The sequence below is a fragment of the Cohnella boryungensis genome, assembly GCF_042651945.1.
GTDB classification, from domain to species: domain Bacteria; phylum Bacillota; class Bacilli; order Paenibacillales; family Paenibacillaceae; genus Cohnella; species Cohnella boryungensis.
This window is the reverse complement of the sequence record NZ_JBHSED010000003.1, coordinates 603464-619786: the sequence shown is the minus strand read 5'-3', so window position 1 is coordinate 619786 and position 16323 is coordinate 603464. Positions and strand designations below refer to the sequence as shown.

Genomic DNA, 16323 nt, shown 5'->3' with positions numbered 1-16323 from the left:
TAGGGCTCCTTCTTGGTGGTGTCGCAATCCCGAGGATACCCTACTTTTTTGTGTTCTGGTAAGACTCCAGATGTTGGTACACAGACTATTTTACGTCGCCAGGTGAGGAGAGGAATAGTGCTGCAAAGTCGAACTAACGGCCAGCACGGAGCAGGTGAGGAGAGGAATAGTGCTGTAAAGTCGAACTAACGACCAGCACAGAGCAGGTAACCAGCATACCCGTCGATCGATCCCCGGGAATAGGTGTCTATCGCGCGTTGAAGCGATTCAGGCAATCCTTGCAGACGCAGGCTTTATTCCTCAGCTCCTCCGGGAGCTCGTCGAAGAGCTCCGGCGGGAATACGACGCTGCTGCACCAGCAAGAGCCGTGCGGCGGCAATTCCGCAAGATTGCCGCACGCATTGTTCTGTCCGCACAGCGGACACTTGCCCGGATGAAGCTTTCCGTCCCCCATATCCGCAGCCCCCTGTCGCGTTCTTCCTCTCTCATCCACTTTAACAAATTCCCGCCCGGCAAGCACGCTCAGCCCCGCGCAAAAACGAACGGACCGGATACGGCTCGGCCCGTTCGTTCGCTTTCACGACACAATCCTTTTGGCGTATACAACCAGGCGCTCCTGATGCTCGCGTTTTTTGCGGCTGTACTTTCCCGAACAGGTAATCAGGTTCAGCCGCGATTCTGCGGATGGACCGAAGATTTGGCGAATGGGGGCTTCGGACGGCTTGTAGGACTTCACTTCGTCTACGACGAATGCGATTGCCCGTCCTGCAACGTTCTTGACGACGACTTGATCGCCCTTCTTGAGATAACGCAATCCGTAGAATACGGCCGGGCCTTTGTAATGGTCTACGTGACCTGCCATAACCGCATTGCCCGCCGCGCCCGGCAGCGCTCCCCCTGCAAGATAGCCGACCGACTCCGTATCGGCGGGAACGCCCATTTGCCCATTGTCCAGAACGCCTACGGGCTCAATATCGGCATGCAGATCGAGGGAAGGAATGTACAATCGCGTCGGCACGATGCCTTGCTCATGCGAAGGATTGGCTTCAGGCCGCAAGGGAAGCTTGACTTCCTTGCGGTTGCTTTCCGACGGCAGCAAGCCCGGGTCCGTAGCAAGCTTTGGCGCTTCCGGGCGGACGGGCGCCGTATGCTGTCGGATTTCCTTGTCTTGCTTGATTATAGGCGCGCACCCGGCGCAGGAAAGCGCGACGATGAGCGCGAGTATAAATACGGATCTTTTGGCCATAATCATGAAAGAAAAGAGGAGCCGTTAAAGCTCCTCTTCACCCTTATTCCGTTTGCTCGCTGGCGCCGCCGAAGCCAGTTTTGGGCAATTCCGTAACATCCTTCGCTCTCAGGCTTTTGGCATGCAGGCCTTTGGCCTTCATGCTTTTGCTTTTCGCATGAAGCTTGCTCTTGTGGCCGTGCATGGATTTGGCATGCATTTTCTTCTCATGCATCTTGTGCTCGTGCATTTTGTGCTCATGTTTCTTTTCCGCTACAGGAGCAGCGTAAGCGGCGGAACCGGCAGATACAAGCAAGCAAGCGGAAAGGACGGCCACAGCCATTTTCTTCATGTTTTATTGCCTCCTAGAAATGATGAATGTGTGGGTTGCCCCTTCATCATGATGTCCTTCACACGCCTTCGCTATTAGTGAGAGTTTGTCCCAGTTCCCCTGCCGATTCGGATTAATGACCGTCCCTTCTCAAGCGCAAAGAACTGCACCTCCAATGTTGGATCGTGTCCAACCCTTGGAGGTGCAGTTCAGAAGGGGCGGTCTTCAGCCTTGCATTCTGGCCTTCAGAAATTTCACGGCTGCCGCGATGTCCGCTTCGGGATTCGTGCCGACCTCCCGCTCGATCGTCAAGTATCCGCCATAGCCGATATCGCGCAACGCCTTCAAGTAGGCGTCCCAATCGACTCCGCCCTCGCCTAGCGGCAGCTCGCGGAAAGCATTGCCCGACTCGGCGTCCTGCGCGATCTTGTCGTGATCGAGCGGATCGAAGCCCAACGCGCCATAGATCAGCCGGGGATCGACCTCGCGCAGACGGATGCCGTCCTTCGCGTGCGTGTGGACGATGTAATCCCTCAGGTTGTACACGCCTTGCACAGGATCGTCACCGGTAACCATAACCATATTAGCCGGATCGAAGTTCACGGATACGCCTTTGGTGCCGAGGCCAGCCAGGAAGCTCTTCAAATGCGCCGACGTTTCCGGTCCGGTCTCGATGGCGAAATAAGCATTCATGCTCATCGCATAGCGGCTGAGCTCGTCGCAGGCGAGATGCATCGCCTCGTACACCTCGCCATCCTTGTCCTCCGGCACAATCCCGATGTGCGTCGTGACAACGTTCGTCCCCAGCTCCACAGCCAGATCGAGAATGCGCTTCGACTTCTCGATCTTAGCCGGATTAGCGTGCCTGTCCTGAAATCCGTGACCCCCGAGATCCCCGACCAACGCCGAAACCTCCAGGCCCAGAGAAGCAATGTAAGTTCTCCATTCCTTGCGGGCGGCAGCGGATAGATTGTCCGGGTCCATCTCGCCCGATACGGCATAGATTTGTACGCCGTCCGCGCCTGCGTCGCGCGCTTTTCCCAATCCCGCTCGAACCCCTGCTCTAAAACTGTCCACGATCACTCCGATTTTCCAAGGCTTTACGATACCCGACATGCTCTCCACTCTCCTTATTCCATCTCTGCCCACATTCGTCGAACGTTATCGAGCGCGATCTTCGTCGCTTGCATGCACGGCTCCATGCCTTCGATCTCGATAGAAACATAGCCGTTAAAGCCGGCGTCCCGTATAGCGCGCAGCGCCGCCCGGATGTCGAGATCCCCGTGACCCGCAATCGCTCCGCGCAAATACGTCCCGCCCGAGGACCTGAACCAGCCCTCTCCCGGATCGGCGGATTCCGGTCGGATATAGAAATCCTTGACGTGAACGATGGATGCCAGCTTCGTATTGTTTCGAACGCCGACCAGCGGATTCTCGTCCACGCACAGGAAGTTGCCGATATCGAGCGTCGTTCGGAAGTTGTCCCTCCCCACTTCGTTCACGAGGGCCTGCACGCGATCGCTGGCCTGCACGTAATATCCGTGGTTCTCGACGCTAGTCGTGATGCCGTATTGCGCTGCATAATCCGCAATCTCTCGGCAGGCTTTCGCAAGCGCGGGCAGATCCGCCATGAAGCGCCGAATCGACGTATCTTCCGAGCTTGCCGCATCATGCCGCATCAGTTTGACGCCAAGCGCAGCCGCGACATCCACCTCCCGCTTCACGCGCTCAATCTCCATCTCGAAGGATGCCGGGTCCAATCCGGCAAAATTCGCTCCGATCGCATAGTTGGAAATTTCGATGCCCGCTTCCTCGGCTTTCCTCCTGATCGCCGTCACCAGCTCAGGATGGCCGACGAGCTCGAAGCCCAGCGGCACGATCTCCACGTGCTCGCCTCCCAATTCCGCTATTCGGCCGACAGCCTCGACGATGTCCATGTCCCCGCTTTGCATCGCCTGCCACAAGCTATATGAGCTGACCCCGAGCTTCACAGCCGAATCTCCATGCCTTTCGTCGCCGATTCATAGATGCCGCACAGAATTTTCATCATTTCAACGCCGTCCTCGACCGGACTGATCGGCTTCGTTCCGTTCGTGATGCATTCGATGAAATGATCGATCTCATTCTGGAATGCCGCTTCTCCTGAAAATCCGGCCTTGCTGTCCGTCTGAGGCTGAATGTTCAGGATCGTATTGTGCTTCTCGGCTACCATGAGCACCTCCGGATCTATCTCGAACCCGCCCTTTTCTCCGTAAAGCCTGACGCTGCCTTCGTCTTTCTTCGCATGCAGAGAGAAGCTGACGTCCACCAGCAAGGAAGAGCCGTTCTCGAAACGGATCAATGCATTCGCCATATCCTCCACCGTGTTCTTGGAAGCGTCGTAATCCGCCGCCTTGTAGAAGGACAGATGCTGAATATGAGAGCGATTGCCCAGCCGCCGGTAGGTGTTCGCGCTTACCGATACCGTTTTTGGCTTGCCCATCAAATACCAGCATAGGTCGATAACATGGACGCCGATGTCGATCAAGGGGCCTCCGCCGGAGCGTTCGATATCGGCAAACCATCCGCCCGGATTGCCAAGACGGCGAATCGTCGAAGCCTTCGCATAATACAAGGGGCCGAACTCGTCTTGATCGACGAATTCCCGCAGCATCCTGACATTCGGATCGTATCGCCGCACATAGCCCACCTGAAGCAGCTTGCCGGTCTCGCGAACGGTCCGTTCGATCTCAAGCGCCTCCTCCACGGTTCGGCAGAGCGGCTTCTCCACCAGCACGTGCTTGCCCGCTTTCAGCGCGGCGATGCTGATCTCCGCATGAGTGTTATTCCAGGTGCAGATGCTCACCGCATCGATGTCCGAACTCGCCAGCAGCTCGCGATAATCGGTGTACGACTTGTCCGCCCCGTATTTCTCCGCCACCTGAAGCGCTCTTGCGCCGTTCACGTCGCAGATGGCCGCAAGAGATACGGCGGGGTTTTTCTTGTACGCATTCAAATGCATTTCCGAGATCGATCCCGTGCCGATGACGCCGATACGAATGTTCCGCACTTCCCCAACACTCCCTATGCTCACATTTATTCTCAATTCGTATTATAATGGGATTACTCGGCGACACCATGTAAAAGCATGCTCATTATTTGCACAATCGTGCGGTCTTGGAGGGACATCTATGGACAAGCAAGCTGCATTTCTAGAACCGATGCCCATGCCTAATCCCGCTTTCCCGATCAAGGTCCATCCTCGACATGTCCATAAGATGGTTGTAGGAGAGACGTTGTTTCCCCATCATTGGCACGAGCACTTGGAGTTTTTGTACTTCGAGTCCGGAAGCGCCGTTATCGAATGCGGCTCCCAATCGTTCCATTGTCAAACGGGCGACCTGTGCGTCGTGAACAGCAACGAGCTTCACTACGGCGTCAGCGCATCCGAGGATTTATCCTATTATGCGATGATCTTAGATATCTCCCTGTTGCATAGCCATGCCGTCGATGCGGTGGAGACCAAGTTCATCACGCCCATTACCCGAAATCGCATCCTGTTTCAGAACCGCATCTCCAAAGACGACAGCGTCAATCGCTGCATGCTGGCCATCATTCACGAATTAGAGCGTCAGGAGCTGGGCTACGAGCTTTCCGTCAAGTCTCATCTTTACGGCTTGCTCACCCAGCTTGTGCGCAAATATGTCGCAACGCCGACCGAGTTGGACGAATACCGCCACAGGCTGAAGGAGCTTGAGCGGCTTGCGCCGGTGTTCTCCTATATTAACGAGCATTATCGGGAGAAGCTGACCGTTCAGAGGCTGGCGAATATCGCGGGACTGAGCCGGTTCCACTTCAGCCGATTGTTCAAGCAATTGACGGACAAGTCGCTTGTGGAGTACGTCAACCTGATCCGCATCAACAAATCCGAAAACATGCTGCGCAACAAAGCGCTGAATATTTCGGAGATTGCCCTCTCTACGGGGTTTAGCGACATCTACTATTTCAGCCGCACATTCAAGAAGCTGAAGAACGTGTCGCCCTCGGAATGGAGAAGCCGGGACGGCTGGCATTGAGAGCTAGGGAAACGTGTCGGACGAATGATCGCGATGCGTGTTTGAATAAGGACAGATGCGGTTAAGGATACGTTAAAAAGGAAAAGGAGCGGATGCTATGGACACAACGACGACCGTTATTCTCGTTATCGGAGCCTTTTCCCTCGCGACTGCCGCAATTATTATCACGAAGGCGTTCGGCGCAATCTCGCTCCATAGAGCAGAGCTGCGCGAAAAAAATTCGATCATAGAAAACGGGCTGCCCGGCAAAGCCGTCATCGAATCCATTCAGCCGACCAACGCCCAGCTGGACGACCACCCGATCGTGACGATGGAGGTGACCGTCACGGCGGAGAACGGGGAAGTCTTCCGCGCTCCGCTCCGCACGGCAGTGCCGATCATAAGGGTTCCCGAATTTCAGCAGGGGCGGACAATTGATGTGAAATACGCTGTCGTCGAAGGTCGAATGAAGGTCGTGGCCGTCGGCGCCTATCATCCTTAAGTGAGCTTCGGATGGGATAAGGCGGGCGCCTTCGCCGGTTCCATTCATTGCTTCGTGTAACGGTTCGCATAGGATGAAGCCACGCAGGCCTCCGGCTTGACTCGCGGAGCATACAGGCCCATCGACTCGACCCGCTCCACCATCTCTTCCACGTATGCGGCCGTCTTGTTGCTCGCGGGCTTTATGCCCGCGTCGATGTCGATGAAGGTATCCAGCAGCGAGCCTTGCCTCGCATAAGGCAGCAGGATTTGCTCCATGCGCCTCAGCGCGGTCTCGTCGAAATAAGTGGCCACCCGCTGGGAGAAGGACGTTTCCAGCAGCAGCTTTTCTCTGATCGAAGTCAGCTGTCTGGGAACGGCCATCTGCCGATAACAGGCCCACGCGCCTCTTCCGACGCGATGAATGACGATGCCCGTTACGAATTTCGTATGCTGCCGGTGGACCTGACTGTCCGTTCCGATAATAAATTGATAGACGCCTTGGGGGTCCTTCGCGATGAAACGAAGTATTCGCTCTTCTACCTGATCGAGATACAGGCCGCTCTCCGTCAAGTTCTGAAAGCATAGATCATCCCACTTGGAGATGGCCCTCATCATAGCCATTATACGTTCACCTCTGCGCCGCTTGCTGCGATTCCATAAGCTATTGTATGGCGCGATCTGCCGGACTCGAACCCCAAACGGCGAAAAGCCTCCAAACCCGCGAATCAATTCCGCCATTCGGCTCCGCCCGATTTTACTCCCTGACCGACGAGGACTATAATAAGTGAAACGATAACTGCCCACCCGAAGGGAATAGCCTATGAATAAAATTCTGATCCTGACCGCCGTCGAGGCGGAAAAAGAAGCTGTGCTGAAGGGGTTGCAAGGAAATGCCCGATTTGAGGTGCGGGCTGGGGGCGTCGGCCCGGTGGAGGCTGCTGTAAGCGCGACAGCGGCGCTATGCTCGGAAGCCGCATCCTATGACTTGGTCGTAAGCGCGGGAATCGGCGGCGGCTTCCCCGGCGTGGCGGAGATCGGCTCGATCGTCATAGCCGACTCCGTCGCGCTTGCGGATTTGGGCGCGGAGACGCCCGACGGGTTTGTCGGCGTGGACAAGCTCGGATTCGGGTCCAATCGCCTTCCCGTTGAGGAGGCATTGTCCGTACGGCTGGTCGAAGCCCTTCGCGCACGCGGACAATCCGTTCATTACGGGCCGATCCTCACCCTGTCTACGGTTACGGGCTCCGCTCAATCCGCGGCCGAGTTGATCCGGCGGGTTCCGGGGGCTGCCGCGGAAGCCATGGAGGGCTATGGCGTCGCATCGGCGGCCCGCCGCAGCGGCATTCCTTTTCTCGAAATTCGCGGAATATCGAACACGGTAGGTCCCCGCGATCGCGCCGCTTGGCGAATCGGAGACGCGCTCGCCGCGCTTGAGACAGCAGCAACACGATTATCGGAGGTTGTTCCAACATGAAGATCGCTTATTCGCCATGCCCCAATGATACGTTTACTTTCCATGCTCTGGTTCATGGACTTATTCCGGGAGCTCCTTCATTCGACGTCAAATATGCGGATATCGATGTCACGAACAATTTGGCTGTCAACGCCGGAGAGCTCGACATTTTGAAAATTTCCTACGCCGCGCTGCCCTGGATCTCACCCGAGTATAAGCTCGTTCCCTGCGGCGGCGCGCTTGGCAGAGGCTGCGGTCCTCTGGTGCTTCAAGCGGGCGGCAGCCTTCGAGACGACGGCGCTCAAGCGGAGCCTGCTGCATTGTCAGGAAAACGGGTCGCCGTTCCGAGCGAGCGGTCGACCGCTTATTTGCTGTTCCGGCTTTGGGCCGCGCAGAACGTGCCGGGGGGCGTAGGCGAGATCGTCGTCATGCCGTTTCACGAGATTATGCCCGCCGTTCGAGACGGCCTCATAGATGCGGGACTCGTCATTCACGAAGCCCGCTTTACCTACCGCAATTATGGCCTCTCGCAGGTGGTCGACCTTGGACAATGGTGGGAAAGCGATACGGGCTTGCCTATTCCGCTCGGAGCGATCATCGCGCGTCGCTCTCTCGATCTGGCGCAAATCCGCGAATGGATTCAGGCATCCGTCGCTTATGCCTGGAAGCATCCGGAGGCTTCCAGAGCCTACGTGCTGGAGCATGCCCAGGAGATGGATCCCGGCGTAGCCCAATCGCATATCGACCTGTATGTGAACGAATTTACGGCCGAATTGGGCGAAGACGGCTTTGCGGCTATCGAAACCTTGCTGCAGCGAGCTATGGACGAAGAACTTGTTCCAAGAATGGATCTGGCTTCTCTCCGCTAGTAAGCCCCCCCAAACCAGACAGGGGCAGCCCCGTATCGCTTACGGGACTGCCTCTGCTTCTGCTTCGCGCTTCAATTGCTCAGATAGGCTTTGACGACTTCCAACGATTCGTGCTGCACGCAGCGCTCCGCCCGAAACGCTCTCAGCATGTTCTCCACCTGATCGGCGGTCAAGCTCTCGAATATTTTGACGTATGAGGGCAATAGCAACACCTGCAAATAGTTTTCGCGGATGCTCATCTCCAGAAAGTAGCGATTGAGATCCCGATCGATCTCCCCGTCGCCGATGGTCTCCTGCATGCGGTCCGCCATCGCGGCGACTTGTTGCCTTCCCCAGCCGTCATCCCGGTTAAAGGCATACTCGGCCTGAAGAAGAGGGGCGACCTTCTTGGCGTAATCCGAGGCCGGGTCAACCTGGACCAGCCCCATATGGCCGATATCCTTAAACGTCCATACCGTCCAGTGGGCTCCGAACTCCTCGAACGCCTCAATCATGTCCCCCAGCGCGCGGCTGCGGGATTCCGTTTCGTCGGAATGGGCATATAACGCCCCGAACTCCCCTACGAGCAGCGGCACATTATGCTTGCGCGCGAAAGCGGCTCCCTCCGATTCGAAGAAGGTTTGCCGCAGCTTCTCCTTGTCCCATTCTTCTCCGTCGATCTTCCCCGGATAGGTACCTTCCTTGACCGCCGGCGGAGGATAGAGATGGCTGCTGTATACCAGATGCTCGGCGAACGGCGCTTCGAAGCCTTCGAAGTAGAAGCCCAGGTAGTCCCCTTCCAGAATGAGAATCCGTTCCGCGTCGATCGCCCGAATCGCTTCCACCGTTCTCCGGTACACCCCGTTGATCTTGCTCCAATCGCTGCGGTAGGGAGCAGGGAATCGTCCGTACGCGGAATTCGACACCGGTTCGTTCAGCAGATCGAACGCCGCCACGACGGAGCGCCCGCGATATCTGACAGCGAATTGCTCCCACAGCGCAACAAAGCGGTCCTGGAACTGAATATGCTCCCAGAAATAAGCCCTTTGCGAGGAGTTGTCGCAGTGCCAATCCGGGCTTTGAAAGCCGGGAGCGGTATGCATGTCCAGAATGACGTACATCTCGTGCTTCTCGCACCACTTCAAAGCTTCCTCCAGACGCTCGAACCCTTCCTCCTTGTATGCGAAGGGCCGAAGGTCGCTCTCGAAATGACGATAGTTCACCGGAATGCGAACAACGTTCATGCCACTAGTCTTCAGGAAGACAACATCCGCTTCCGAGAACATTCCGTCCAGCAGACAATCGAAGAAATGAGCGGCCCTCGATTCGCCCAATCTCATCGCGAATTCGTTGCGAAGGGCGCTTTCCGATCCGGGATACCCGTTCAGGAAGTTCTCCAGGTTCATCCAGGCCCCGATGTTCGTTCCGCGAAGCTTCAATTCCTTGCCGTCTGCCGTCACGATCTTGTTTCCGTTCACTTTAAGCCCTTGCATTTCCAATCACCCTATCCCGATTCTGTCTGTTATTTCGCTTCGCTCAGATTTTCCTTCGTAATCGCCTTGAACGGTATGTTGATGTTTTCCAGGCTGGAGGCTTCCGTTCCGTCTCTCAGCTTTTTGGCCAGATCGACGATGGCCTGAGCTTGCGCCTTGGCGTCCTGGAATACCGTCATCGTCATTTCGCCCTCTTCGATTGAAGCCAACGCATCGTCGCTGCCGTCGATTCCGATCACGATGACGCCGTCCAGCCGGTTCGCCGCCTTTAACGCTTCTACGGCGCCAAGCGCGGAATCGTCGTTCTGGGCGATGATGGCGTCGAATTCGCCATACGTTTGCAGCCAATCCTCCGTCAGGGACATTCCCTTGTCCTTCTGATTATCCGAGGATTGCTCGGCAAGCAGCTTCACATCCTTGCGCACATCGAACAGCTTGGCGGTAAGGCCGGCTTTGCGGTCGATATACTGTTGATCGTTCGTTTGTCCCGTCATATAGAGCACCTTGGCGTTCTCAGGCAGCACCTTGGCCAAATATTCTCCCTGCACCTCGCCCGCTTGCTTGTTTTCCGAGCCCACATACACATAGCCATCCGCATTGACATGAGTCAGCAGGGAAACGTAAGGGATCTTCGAGTTTAAGCTGTTCTCTACAGCCGGAACGGAGCCGTCCAAGTCTCCGGAAATCGCGGCGATCATATCCACCTTCTGGACGATAAAATTATCGACCTGGTCATTCTGCTGCTTCACGTCACCCGCCGCGTTCGCGACAAGCACCTTGATCCCCTCGGCGTCCGCGATCTGCTTGATATAGTCCCGAACCTTCACGCAGTAAGGATAGACGTCGTTGATGTTGGCGAAGCCGATTGTGAACGCATTCGAACCGTCTCCCGTTTCCTCCTTGCTTTTGCTTTGGCATCCCGTGAATACCAGCACGGCGATCAACAGCATCGCAATCGCTTGCCATGTCCCTGTTTTTTTCATTTTCATCTGAAATAGCCTCCCATAGATGTTCTGCATACCTTGACCCTTCCCCGACGCTCCGCTTCGATTGCCCAGACGCATCACCAGTCGCATGCGTTCTTCCGGCATCACCTCCTCAACTACCGCCCTGAGATCAGGATCGCGCAGATTTGGTTCGCAGGTCGATAATGACCGCCGCCGCGATCAGTACGCCTTTGATAATGAGCTGATATTGGGTCGAGACGTTCATCAAGTTCAGAATGTTGTTAATCATGCCGACGATCAGCGCTCCGATCAGCGTGCCGAATACGTTGCCGATTCCGCCGTTGAAGCTCGTCCCCCCGACGATCGCGGCCGTGATCGCATCGAACTCGTACCCCGCGCCGACGGAAGGCTGTCCGGAATTCAGGCGGGCCATGAGCACTACGCCGGCCAGTCCGACGAACAATCCGCTGAGACCGAATATTCTCCGTTTCGCGCGGTTCACCGGTATTCCGGAGGCGATCGTCGCTTTCTCGTTGCCGCCGATTGCATAGATGTAAAGCCCGAAGCGAGTATACTTCATGATGAACCAAGTCAGGGCAACGATGAACAGCATAATGACGATGGGAAGCGGCACGGGACCCAGATACCCCTGTCCTACGTATTTCAAGTCGCCGATTCTGGAAATGGCGCTGCCCCCCGTGTAGACCTGGGTAATCCCGCTCGCCACGTTCGCCATAGCCAGCGTTGCGATAAAGGGCTGCAATCCAAACCTCGTCACGAGAAAGCCGTTGACCCATCCGCACAATCCCCCCACGATAATCCCGGTTCCCAGCGCAAGCGGGAGAGAGCCCGTATTGACCATGACGCCGCAGGCCAGACAGCCGGAAAGCGTAAGAACGAAGCCTGCGGACAAATCGATCATGCCGCTTACGATCAGAATCGTCTGCGCGCACGCGATGATGGCGATGACCGAATTTTGACGCAGAATATTCAGGAGATTGGCAGGCTCCAGAAAATTCGGATTGAGAAGAGCCGAAATAATCATGATAGCCACGAAAATAAGCAGAATTCCGTACTTCCGATAAAGCAGTTTCCAATCGACGGAGCTTCCTTTGGTCACCGCATCCGCCGTCAATGCGCTTCCTTGATTGCCTGATTTGAAGCCCATGCTGTCCATCCCCCTTAAATAAAACGCTTACATTTTGCCATTACGCTTCCTTCTTGGCATTTACAATCAGCTTCATGATGCTCTCTTGAGTCGCTTCCCCGCGCTGCAGCTCCCCCTGGATTCGCCCCTCCGCCATGACCAGCACCCTGTGGCTCATTCCGATGACTTCAGGCAGCTCCGAGGAGATCATAAGAATCGGAATTCCCTGCCGGGCCAGATCGCGCATCAGCTTGTAAATCTCCGCCTTGGCGCCGATATCAATGCCTCTCGTCGGTTCGTCCAGGATCAGAAGCTTGATCTGACGAACAAGCCACTTGGCCAATACGACCTTCTGCTGATTGCCCCCGCTGAGCTGGCTGACCGGCATATCCAGCGAGGAGGCTTTAACCGCAAGCGATCCGCTGATCGCTTTGGCTTGATCGTTCAGTTTGTTCTTCAAGATAAACGCCCAGCGCGAGAAAATATCCATGTTGGGCAAAGCGATGTTGTCCTTGATCGATCTGACTCCGACGAAGCCCAGGTTTTTGCGGTCCTCCGAAGCCATCGCGATGCCCAGCCGAATCGCTTGCTCGGGATTGCGAATGGTTACTTCCCGCCCCATAAGGATTAGGCTTCCGGCATCCGGGCGATCCAATCCGAAGATCGACCGCGCGACCTCCGTTCGTCCAGCCCCCATAATGCCGGCAATGCCGACAATTTCCCCTTGCCGCACCCGAAAGCTGACATCCTCATACTCGCCGCGTCGCGTCAGGCTGCGAACCTCGAACGCCACCGGCTCGTCCGGCTCCCCCAGCGGCGGATAAATATCGGTAATCTCCCGGCCGACCATCATGGCCACAATCTTGTCCTCGGTAAGCTCGCCGATAGCATGGGTTCCGATAAATTTGCCGTCGCGAAGCACTGTAACGGTATCGCAGATGCGGAAAATCTCGTCAAACTTATGCGAGATGAACACGATTGCAATGCCTTGCTCCTTCAAGGCGTCGATCTGGCGGAACAGGTATTCCGTCTCCGTGTTCGTCAACGCCGACGTAGGCTCGTCCATGACGATGATCTTGCTCTGACGAGATATCGCTTTAATGATTTCAACCATCTGGGTTTCCGCGACGCTGAGCTCCTTCATCTTGGTGCGGGGGTCGTACCCGAGCCCCAGCGCAGACATCAGCTCCTTCGTCTGATCGAACAGCCGACGGTAGGAGATGACGCCCTTCAGCCGGGATTGAGGCTCGCGGCCCAGAAAAATATTTTCCGCGATCGTCAGCTCCGTGATCGGCGTCAGCTCCTGGGCCACAATGGCGATGCCTGTTTGAAGGGCGTCTCTCTCGCTGCCGAATCGAACCTCTTTCCCTTCCAGCACGATCTTCCCGCCGTAATCCGCATACATTCCGGTCAGAATTTTCATCAGTGTCGATTTTCCCGCGCCATTCTCGCCGACCAAGGCGTGAACGGACCCTTTGCGCAGCCTCAGATCGACCCCGTTCAGCACGGTTACGCCCGAGAACGCCTTTGATATGCCGAGCATTTCAACCACGTAATTTTCGTTCATTTGTTCCCCCCTTTATTTGATAAAGCGTTTTACCAAATCTTAAAAAAAATTAAACGCGAAGACGAACGCTGCTGCCTCTGACCATTAGCGTAGGAGGAAATAAGCTCCCCTCGTAAGAGGCCTCTCCTCTAATGAGACTCAGCATGCGCTTCGCGCTCTCCTTGCCCAAGCTATCGGCCGGATGCGTAACCGAAGTCAAAGGAACCTCCAAAATCTCGTTAAGGAAGGTGTCATCGAAGCCGACAATGGACAGATCGGTTGGGATTTTTAGTTTGTATTGCCTTGCGGCTTTGTATACGCCCAGCGCCATCATATCGTTAAACGTGAACAACGCCGTGACGCCCTGGCCCAGCAGATGCGGCAACGCTTCTATCCCGCTTTGAACAGCGAAATCCCCTTCATAGAGGAGGGTTGGATCGAAGGGAATGCCGGCTTCGGCGAGCGCTCTCTTATAACCTTCTCTACGCGCCACCGAGGAGATCATGTTATCCGGTCCCGTCAGACAGCCGATACGGCGATGCCCCAGATCGATCAGATGCTTGGACGCCAAATAGCCGCCCGCCTCGTAGTCGTAGCTGACTACGCCGACGGTCGCTTGAACCTCGACCGGCTCGAAGGTTACGACCGGAATGCTCGCGCTTTCAGCCAGTGCGAAGCATTGCCGATCCTTCTCGGACAGCTCGACCAGCATCGGCTTGGCGAAAATGATGCCTTCGACGCCTTTGTCTATAAATTCCTTGAAATAAGCGTAGGCCTGCTCGTCCGACTCTCCGTAGCTGCCGAGAATGACGATATAGCCGTTGTTTCGGCATTCCTGCTCAATCGCTTTGCTCATCTCGGCAAAGTGGAAGTTGCCGACATCCGGCACGATCAAGCCGATCGTATGGGTTTTCCTTGTCACGAGCCCTACCGCAAAATGATTGGGCCTGTAGTTCATCTCAGCCGCTATTCTAAGAATTTTCGCGCGCGTCGCTTCGGAAACGCGGCACTCCTTGTCATTCAGCACGAGCGATACCGTAGCTGCCGATATCCCGCATTCTCTTGCCACGTCCTTAATCGTAACTCGCAACGAAAACCCCTCCTTTCACACCGTTTGCACTTTTGATAAATCGTTTTATCAATGTCATATTAACACTCGTAAGCGTTTTCGTCAATGCCGCAACTCACTTTTTTGTCATTGTGCTGTGATAATGTCATCACCCTATAACTGTTCTGAGATCAGGATACCATGAGCCAGGAGACATTGACATTGAGCAGAGTAGAGATGAAGAAGGCTGTCGTGATGGAGAAGATCATGAGTGGACATAGGACTAATGCGGAAGGAGAAGAGTAGTGCTGCAAAGTCGAACTACCGACCAGCACGGAGCAGGTGAGGAGCAGAATAGTGCTGCATAGTCGAACTAACGACCAGCACGGAGCAGGTGAGGAGCAGGATAGTGCTGCATAGTCGAACTAACGGCCAGCACGGAGCAGGTGAGGAGCAGAATAGTGCTGCATAGTCGAACTAACGACCAGCACGGAGCAGGTGAGGAGCAGGATAGTGCTGCAAAGTGGAACTAATGGCCAGCACGGAGCAGGTGAGGAGAAGAGTAGTGCTGCAAAGTCGAACTAACGGCCAGCACGGAGCAGGTGGGGAGAAGAGTAGTGCTGCAAAGTCGAACTAACGGCCAGCACGGAGCAGGTGAGGAGAGGAATAGTGCTGCAAAGTCGAACTACCGACCAGCACGGAGCAGGTATCCAGCATACCACAAGCAAGGGCAATTCTCATGGCGTCCTGTATTCTCAACATAATCGCTATGTCGATGCGCTTTAGCGAATCGCCTCGGTACCACTTGAACATGACTTTTTCTCGGATGAGTTAAGGTGACATTTTCTCCGACGTTTGACTTGCCGCAACTCCACTTTTTTTGGGGTCGCAGAGTCGATAAAGCACAGAACAAACGCCGGTAGTTAAACCGGCGCCGTGTAACGATAACCTTCCAAGACGGAGCGGAACTTCGTCTTCTGCTGCTGCAGAACCTCCAGCGAGGAGCCTTCTGCTCCGAACCATTCGTAAGCCAGAGAATAGCCCGCATCCGATGCCGTTACGAACAGGATACGGAAGTCCTGCGCGGAGATTTCGCCGCCGTCGTCCACGCGCCAAGTCGAATACTCGTCCTCGGTTCCGACGAAATCTTGGAACAAAAGCCCTTGCTCCGTCTTCAGAAGCAGGCTCGCCAGCGGCTTCTCTCCCTTCACTCTCTCGAACTCCACCAGCGCGATTCGAACGCCCGAAGGCGCGCTGCCTAGAAGGCCTTGCTTTACAACCTTGCGTTTTTTGGCCTTTTCCACCGCGGCAATGACATCGTCCTCCAGCTTTCCGTCCTTGACCGCTTGATATTTCAGGAACCGGTGCCCTTGAAAGGCATCCTTCTCCGCAAGCAGCACGCTGGAATTGTGCAGAATCTTGCCCGCGGCCAGCTTGAACAGCCCGCCCTCATCCTGATTGAAATTCCATTCGTTCTGCCGTCCGTTGCTCTTCTCCGTCGCTTTCTGCTGCTTGACGAAAATGGCCTGCTTCTGCATCCCCGGCGCATGAATCGCTTGAGTGAATCGCTGCGGACTGGTTACGCCCGCCGCCAACAGCCGCTTCCCGGTTTTGTCCGCGTAGGCGAAGGCCAGCTTCTTCGCTTGCAGCTCTCCGCTTGCCGCCTTCGCTTGAGCGGACATCGGCGCGGCTGCGCTGAACGTCAATAACGCCAGCGACAGCATGATTGTGACATAACGGTTTATTTTGCTCATTCCGGCACCCTGAC

The 16323-nt window shown here is 55.7% G+C and carries 17 protein-coding genes; 4 read left to right on the top strand and 13 right to left on the bottom strand.

The window, feature by feature from the left end:
• Nucleotides 1-247: 247 nt before the first annotated feature.
• From ACFO1S_RS03880 to ACFO1S_RS03855, 6 genes are all read right to left on the bottom strand, one after another.
• Entirely contained in the window at nt 248-454 is a 207-nt protein-coding gene (locus ACFO1S_RS03880) for a cysteine-rich CWC family protein (protein ID WP_204600492.1), read from the bottom strand.
• A gap of 123 nt (nt 455-577) precedes the next feature.
• Entirely contained in the window at nt 578-1246 is a 669-nt protein-coding gene (locus tag ACFO1S_RS03875; protein WP_204600493.1) for a class F sortase, read from the bottom strand.
• A gap of 43 nt (nt 1247-1289) precedes the next feature.
• Nucleotides 1290-1577: a hypothetical protein gene (locus ACFO1S_RS03870; RefSeq protein WP_204600497.1), complete on the bottom strand. Its 288-nt coding sequence runs from the start codon at nt 1575-1577 to the stop codon at nt 1290-1292.
• Nucleotides 1578-1781: 204 nt separating this feature from the next.
• Nucleotides 1782-2672 carry a sugar phosphate isomerase/epimerase family protein gene (locus ACFO1S_RS03865; protein WP_204600499.1) on the bottom strand — a complete coding sequence of 297 codons (891 nt, stop codon included), beginning with the start codon at nt 2670-2672 and terminating at the stop codon, nt 1782-1784.
• A gap of 14 nt (nt 2673-2686) precedes the next feature.
• Nucleotides 2687-3547, bottom strand: coding sequence for a sugar phosphate isomerase/epimerase family protein (locus ACFO1S_RS03860; RefSeq protein WP_204600501.1), 861 nt, complete (start codon nt 3545-3547; stop codon nt 2687-2689).
• Nucleotides 3544-4605 (bottom strand): Gfo/Idh/MocA family protein, encoded by a 1062-nt coding sequence (locus ACFO1S_RS03855; RefSeq protein ID WP_204600503.1) that lies wholly within the window; start codon nt 4603-4605, stop codon nt 3544-3546. Before ACFO1S_RS03855 ends, ACFO1S_RS03860 begins: the two co-directional genes overlap by 4 nt.
• 121 nt (nt 4606-4726) lie before the next feature.
• On the opposite strand from ACFO1S_RS03855, the gene ACFO1S_RS03850 reads away from it, so the two are divergent.
• Nucleotides 4727-5611 (top strand): AraC family transcriptional regulator, encoded by an 885-nt coding sequence (locus ACFO1S_RS03850; RefSeq protein WP_204600505.1) that lies wholly within the window; start codon nt 4727-4729, stop codon nt 5609-5611.
• Nucleotides 5612-5708: 97 nt separating this feature from the next.
• Complete coding sequence (locus ACFO1S_RS03845; protein ID WP_204600507.1) at nt 5709-6092, top strand: hypothetical protein; 384 nt, start codon at nt 5709-5711, stop codon at nt 6090-6092.
• Between the two features lie 44 nt (nt 6093-6136).
• Here the strand turns inward: ACFO1S_RS03845 and ACFO1S_RS03840 are convergent, their stop codons facing one another.
• Complete coding sequence (locus ACFO1S_RS03840; RefSeq protein ID WP_204600509.1) at nt 6137-6694, bottom strand: ribonuclease H-like YkuK family protein; 558 nt, start codon at nt 6692-6694, stop codon at nt 6137-6139.
• 199 nt (nt 6695-6893) lie between these two features.
• On the opposite strand from ACFO1S_RS03840, the gene ACFO1S_RS03835 reads away from it, so the two are divergent.
• Nucleotides 6894-7547 (top strand): futalosine hydrolase, encoded by a 654-nt coding sequence (locus tag ACFO1S_RS03835; protein WP_204600510.1) that lies wholly within the window; start codon nt 6894-6896, stop codon nt 7545-7547.
• Nucleotides 7544-8395 (top strand): 1,4-dihydroxy-6-naphthoate synthase, encoded by an 852-nt coding sequence (locus ACFO1S_RS03830; RefSeq protein WP_204600512.1) that lies wholly within the window; start codon nt 7544-7546, stop codon nt 8393-8395. Before ACFO1S_RS03835 ends, ACFO1S_RS03830 begins: the two co-directional genes overlap by 4 nt.
• 71 nt (nt 8396-8466) lie before the next feature.
• Here the strand turns inward: ACFO1S_RS03830 and ACFO1S_RS03825 are convergent, their stop codons facing one another.
• From ACFO1S_RS03825 to ACFO1S_RS03800, 6 genes are all read right to left on the bottom strand, one after another.
• A complete protein-coding gene (locus ACFO1S_RS03825; protein WP_204600514.1) occupies nt 8467-9867 on the bottom strand; it encodes a glycoside hydrolase family 5 protein in 1401 nt (466 codons plus the stop codon).
• Between the two features lie 29 nt (nt 9868-9896).
• On the bottom strand, nt 9897-10856 hold the full coding sequence (locus ACFO1S_RS03820) for a sugar ABC transporter substrate-binding protein (protein ID WP_204600516.1): 960 nt from the start codon (nt 10854-10856) through the stop codon (nt 9897-9899).
• 127 nt (nt 10857-10983) lie between these two features.
• Nucleotides 10984-11982 carry an ABC transporter permease gene (locus tag ACFO1S_RS03815; RefSeq protein WP_204600518.1) on the bottom strand — a complete coding sequence of 333 codons (999 nt, stop codon included), beginning with the start codon at nt 11980-11982 and terminating at the stop codon, nt 10984-10986.
• 40 nt (nt 11983-12022) lie between these two features.
• Nucleotides 12023-13528: a sugar ABC transporter ATP-binding protein gene (locus ACFO1S_RS03810; protein ID WP_204600520.1), complete on the bottom strand. Its 1506-nt coding sequence runs from the start codon at nt 13526-13528 to the stop codon at nt 12023-12025.
• 49 nt (nt 13529-13577) lie between these two features.
• Nucleotides 13578-14597: a LacI family DNA-binding transcriptional regulator gene (locus ACFO1S_RS03805; RefSeq protein ID WP_204600521.1), complete on the bottom strand. Its 1020-nt coding sequence runs from the start codon at nt 14595-14597 to the stop codon at nt 13578-13580.
• An 881-nt stretch (nt 14598-15478) separates the two neighbouring features.
• Complete coding sequence (locus ACFO1S_RS03800) at nt 15479-16309, bottom strand: hypothetical protein (RefSeq protein WP_204600523.1); 831 nt, start codon at nt 16307-16309, stop codon at nt 15479-15481.
• Between the last annotated feature and the right edge of the window lie 14 nt (nt 16310-16323).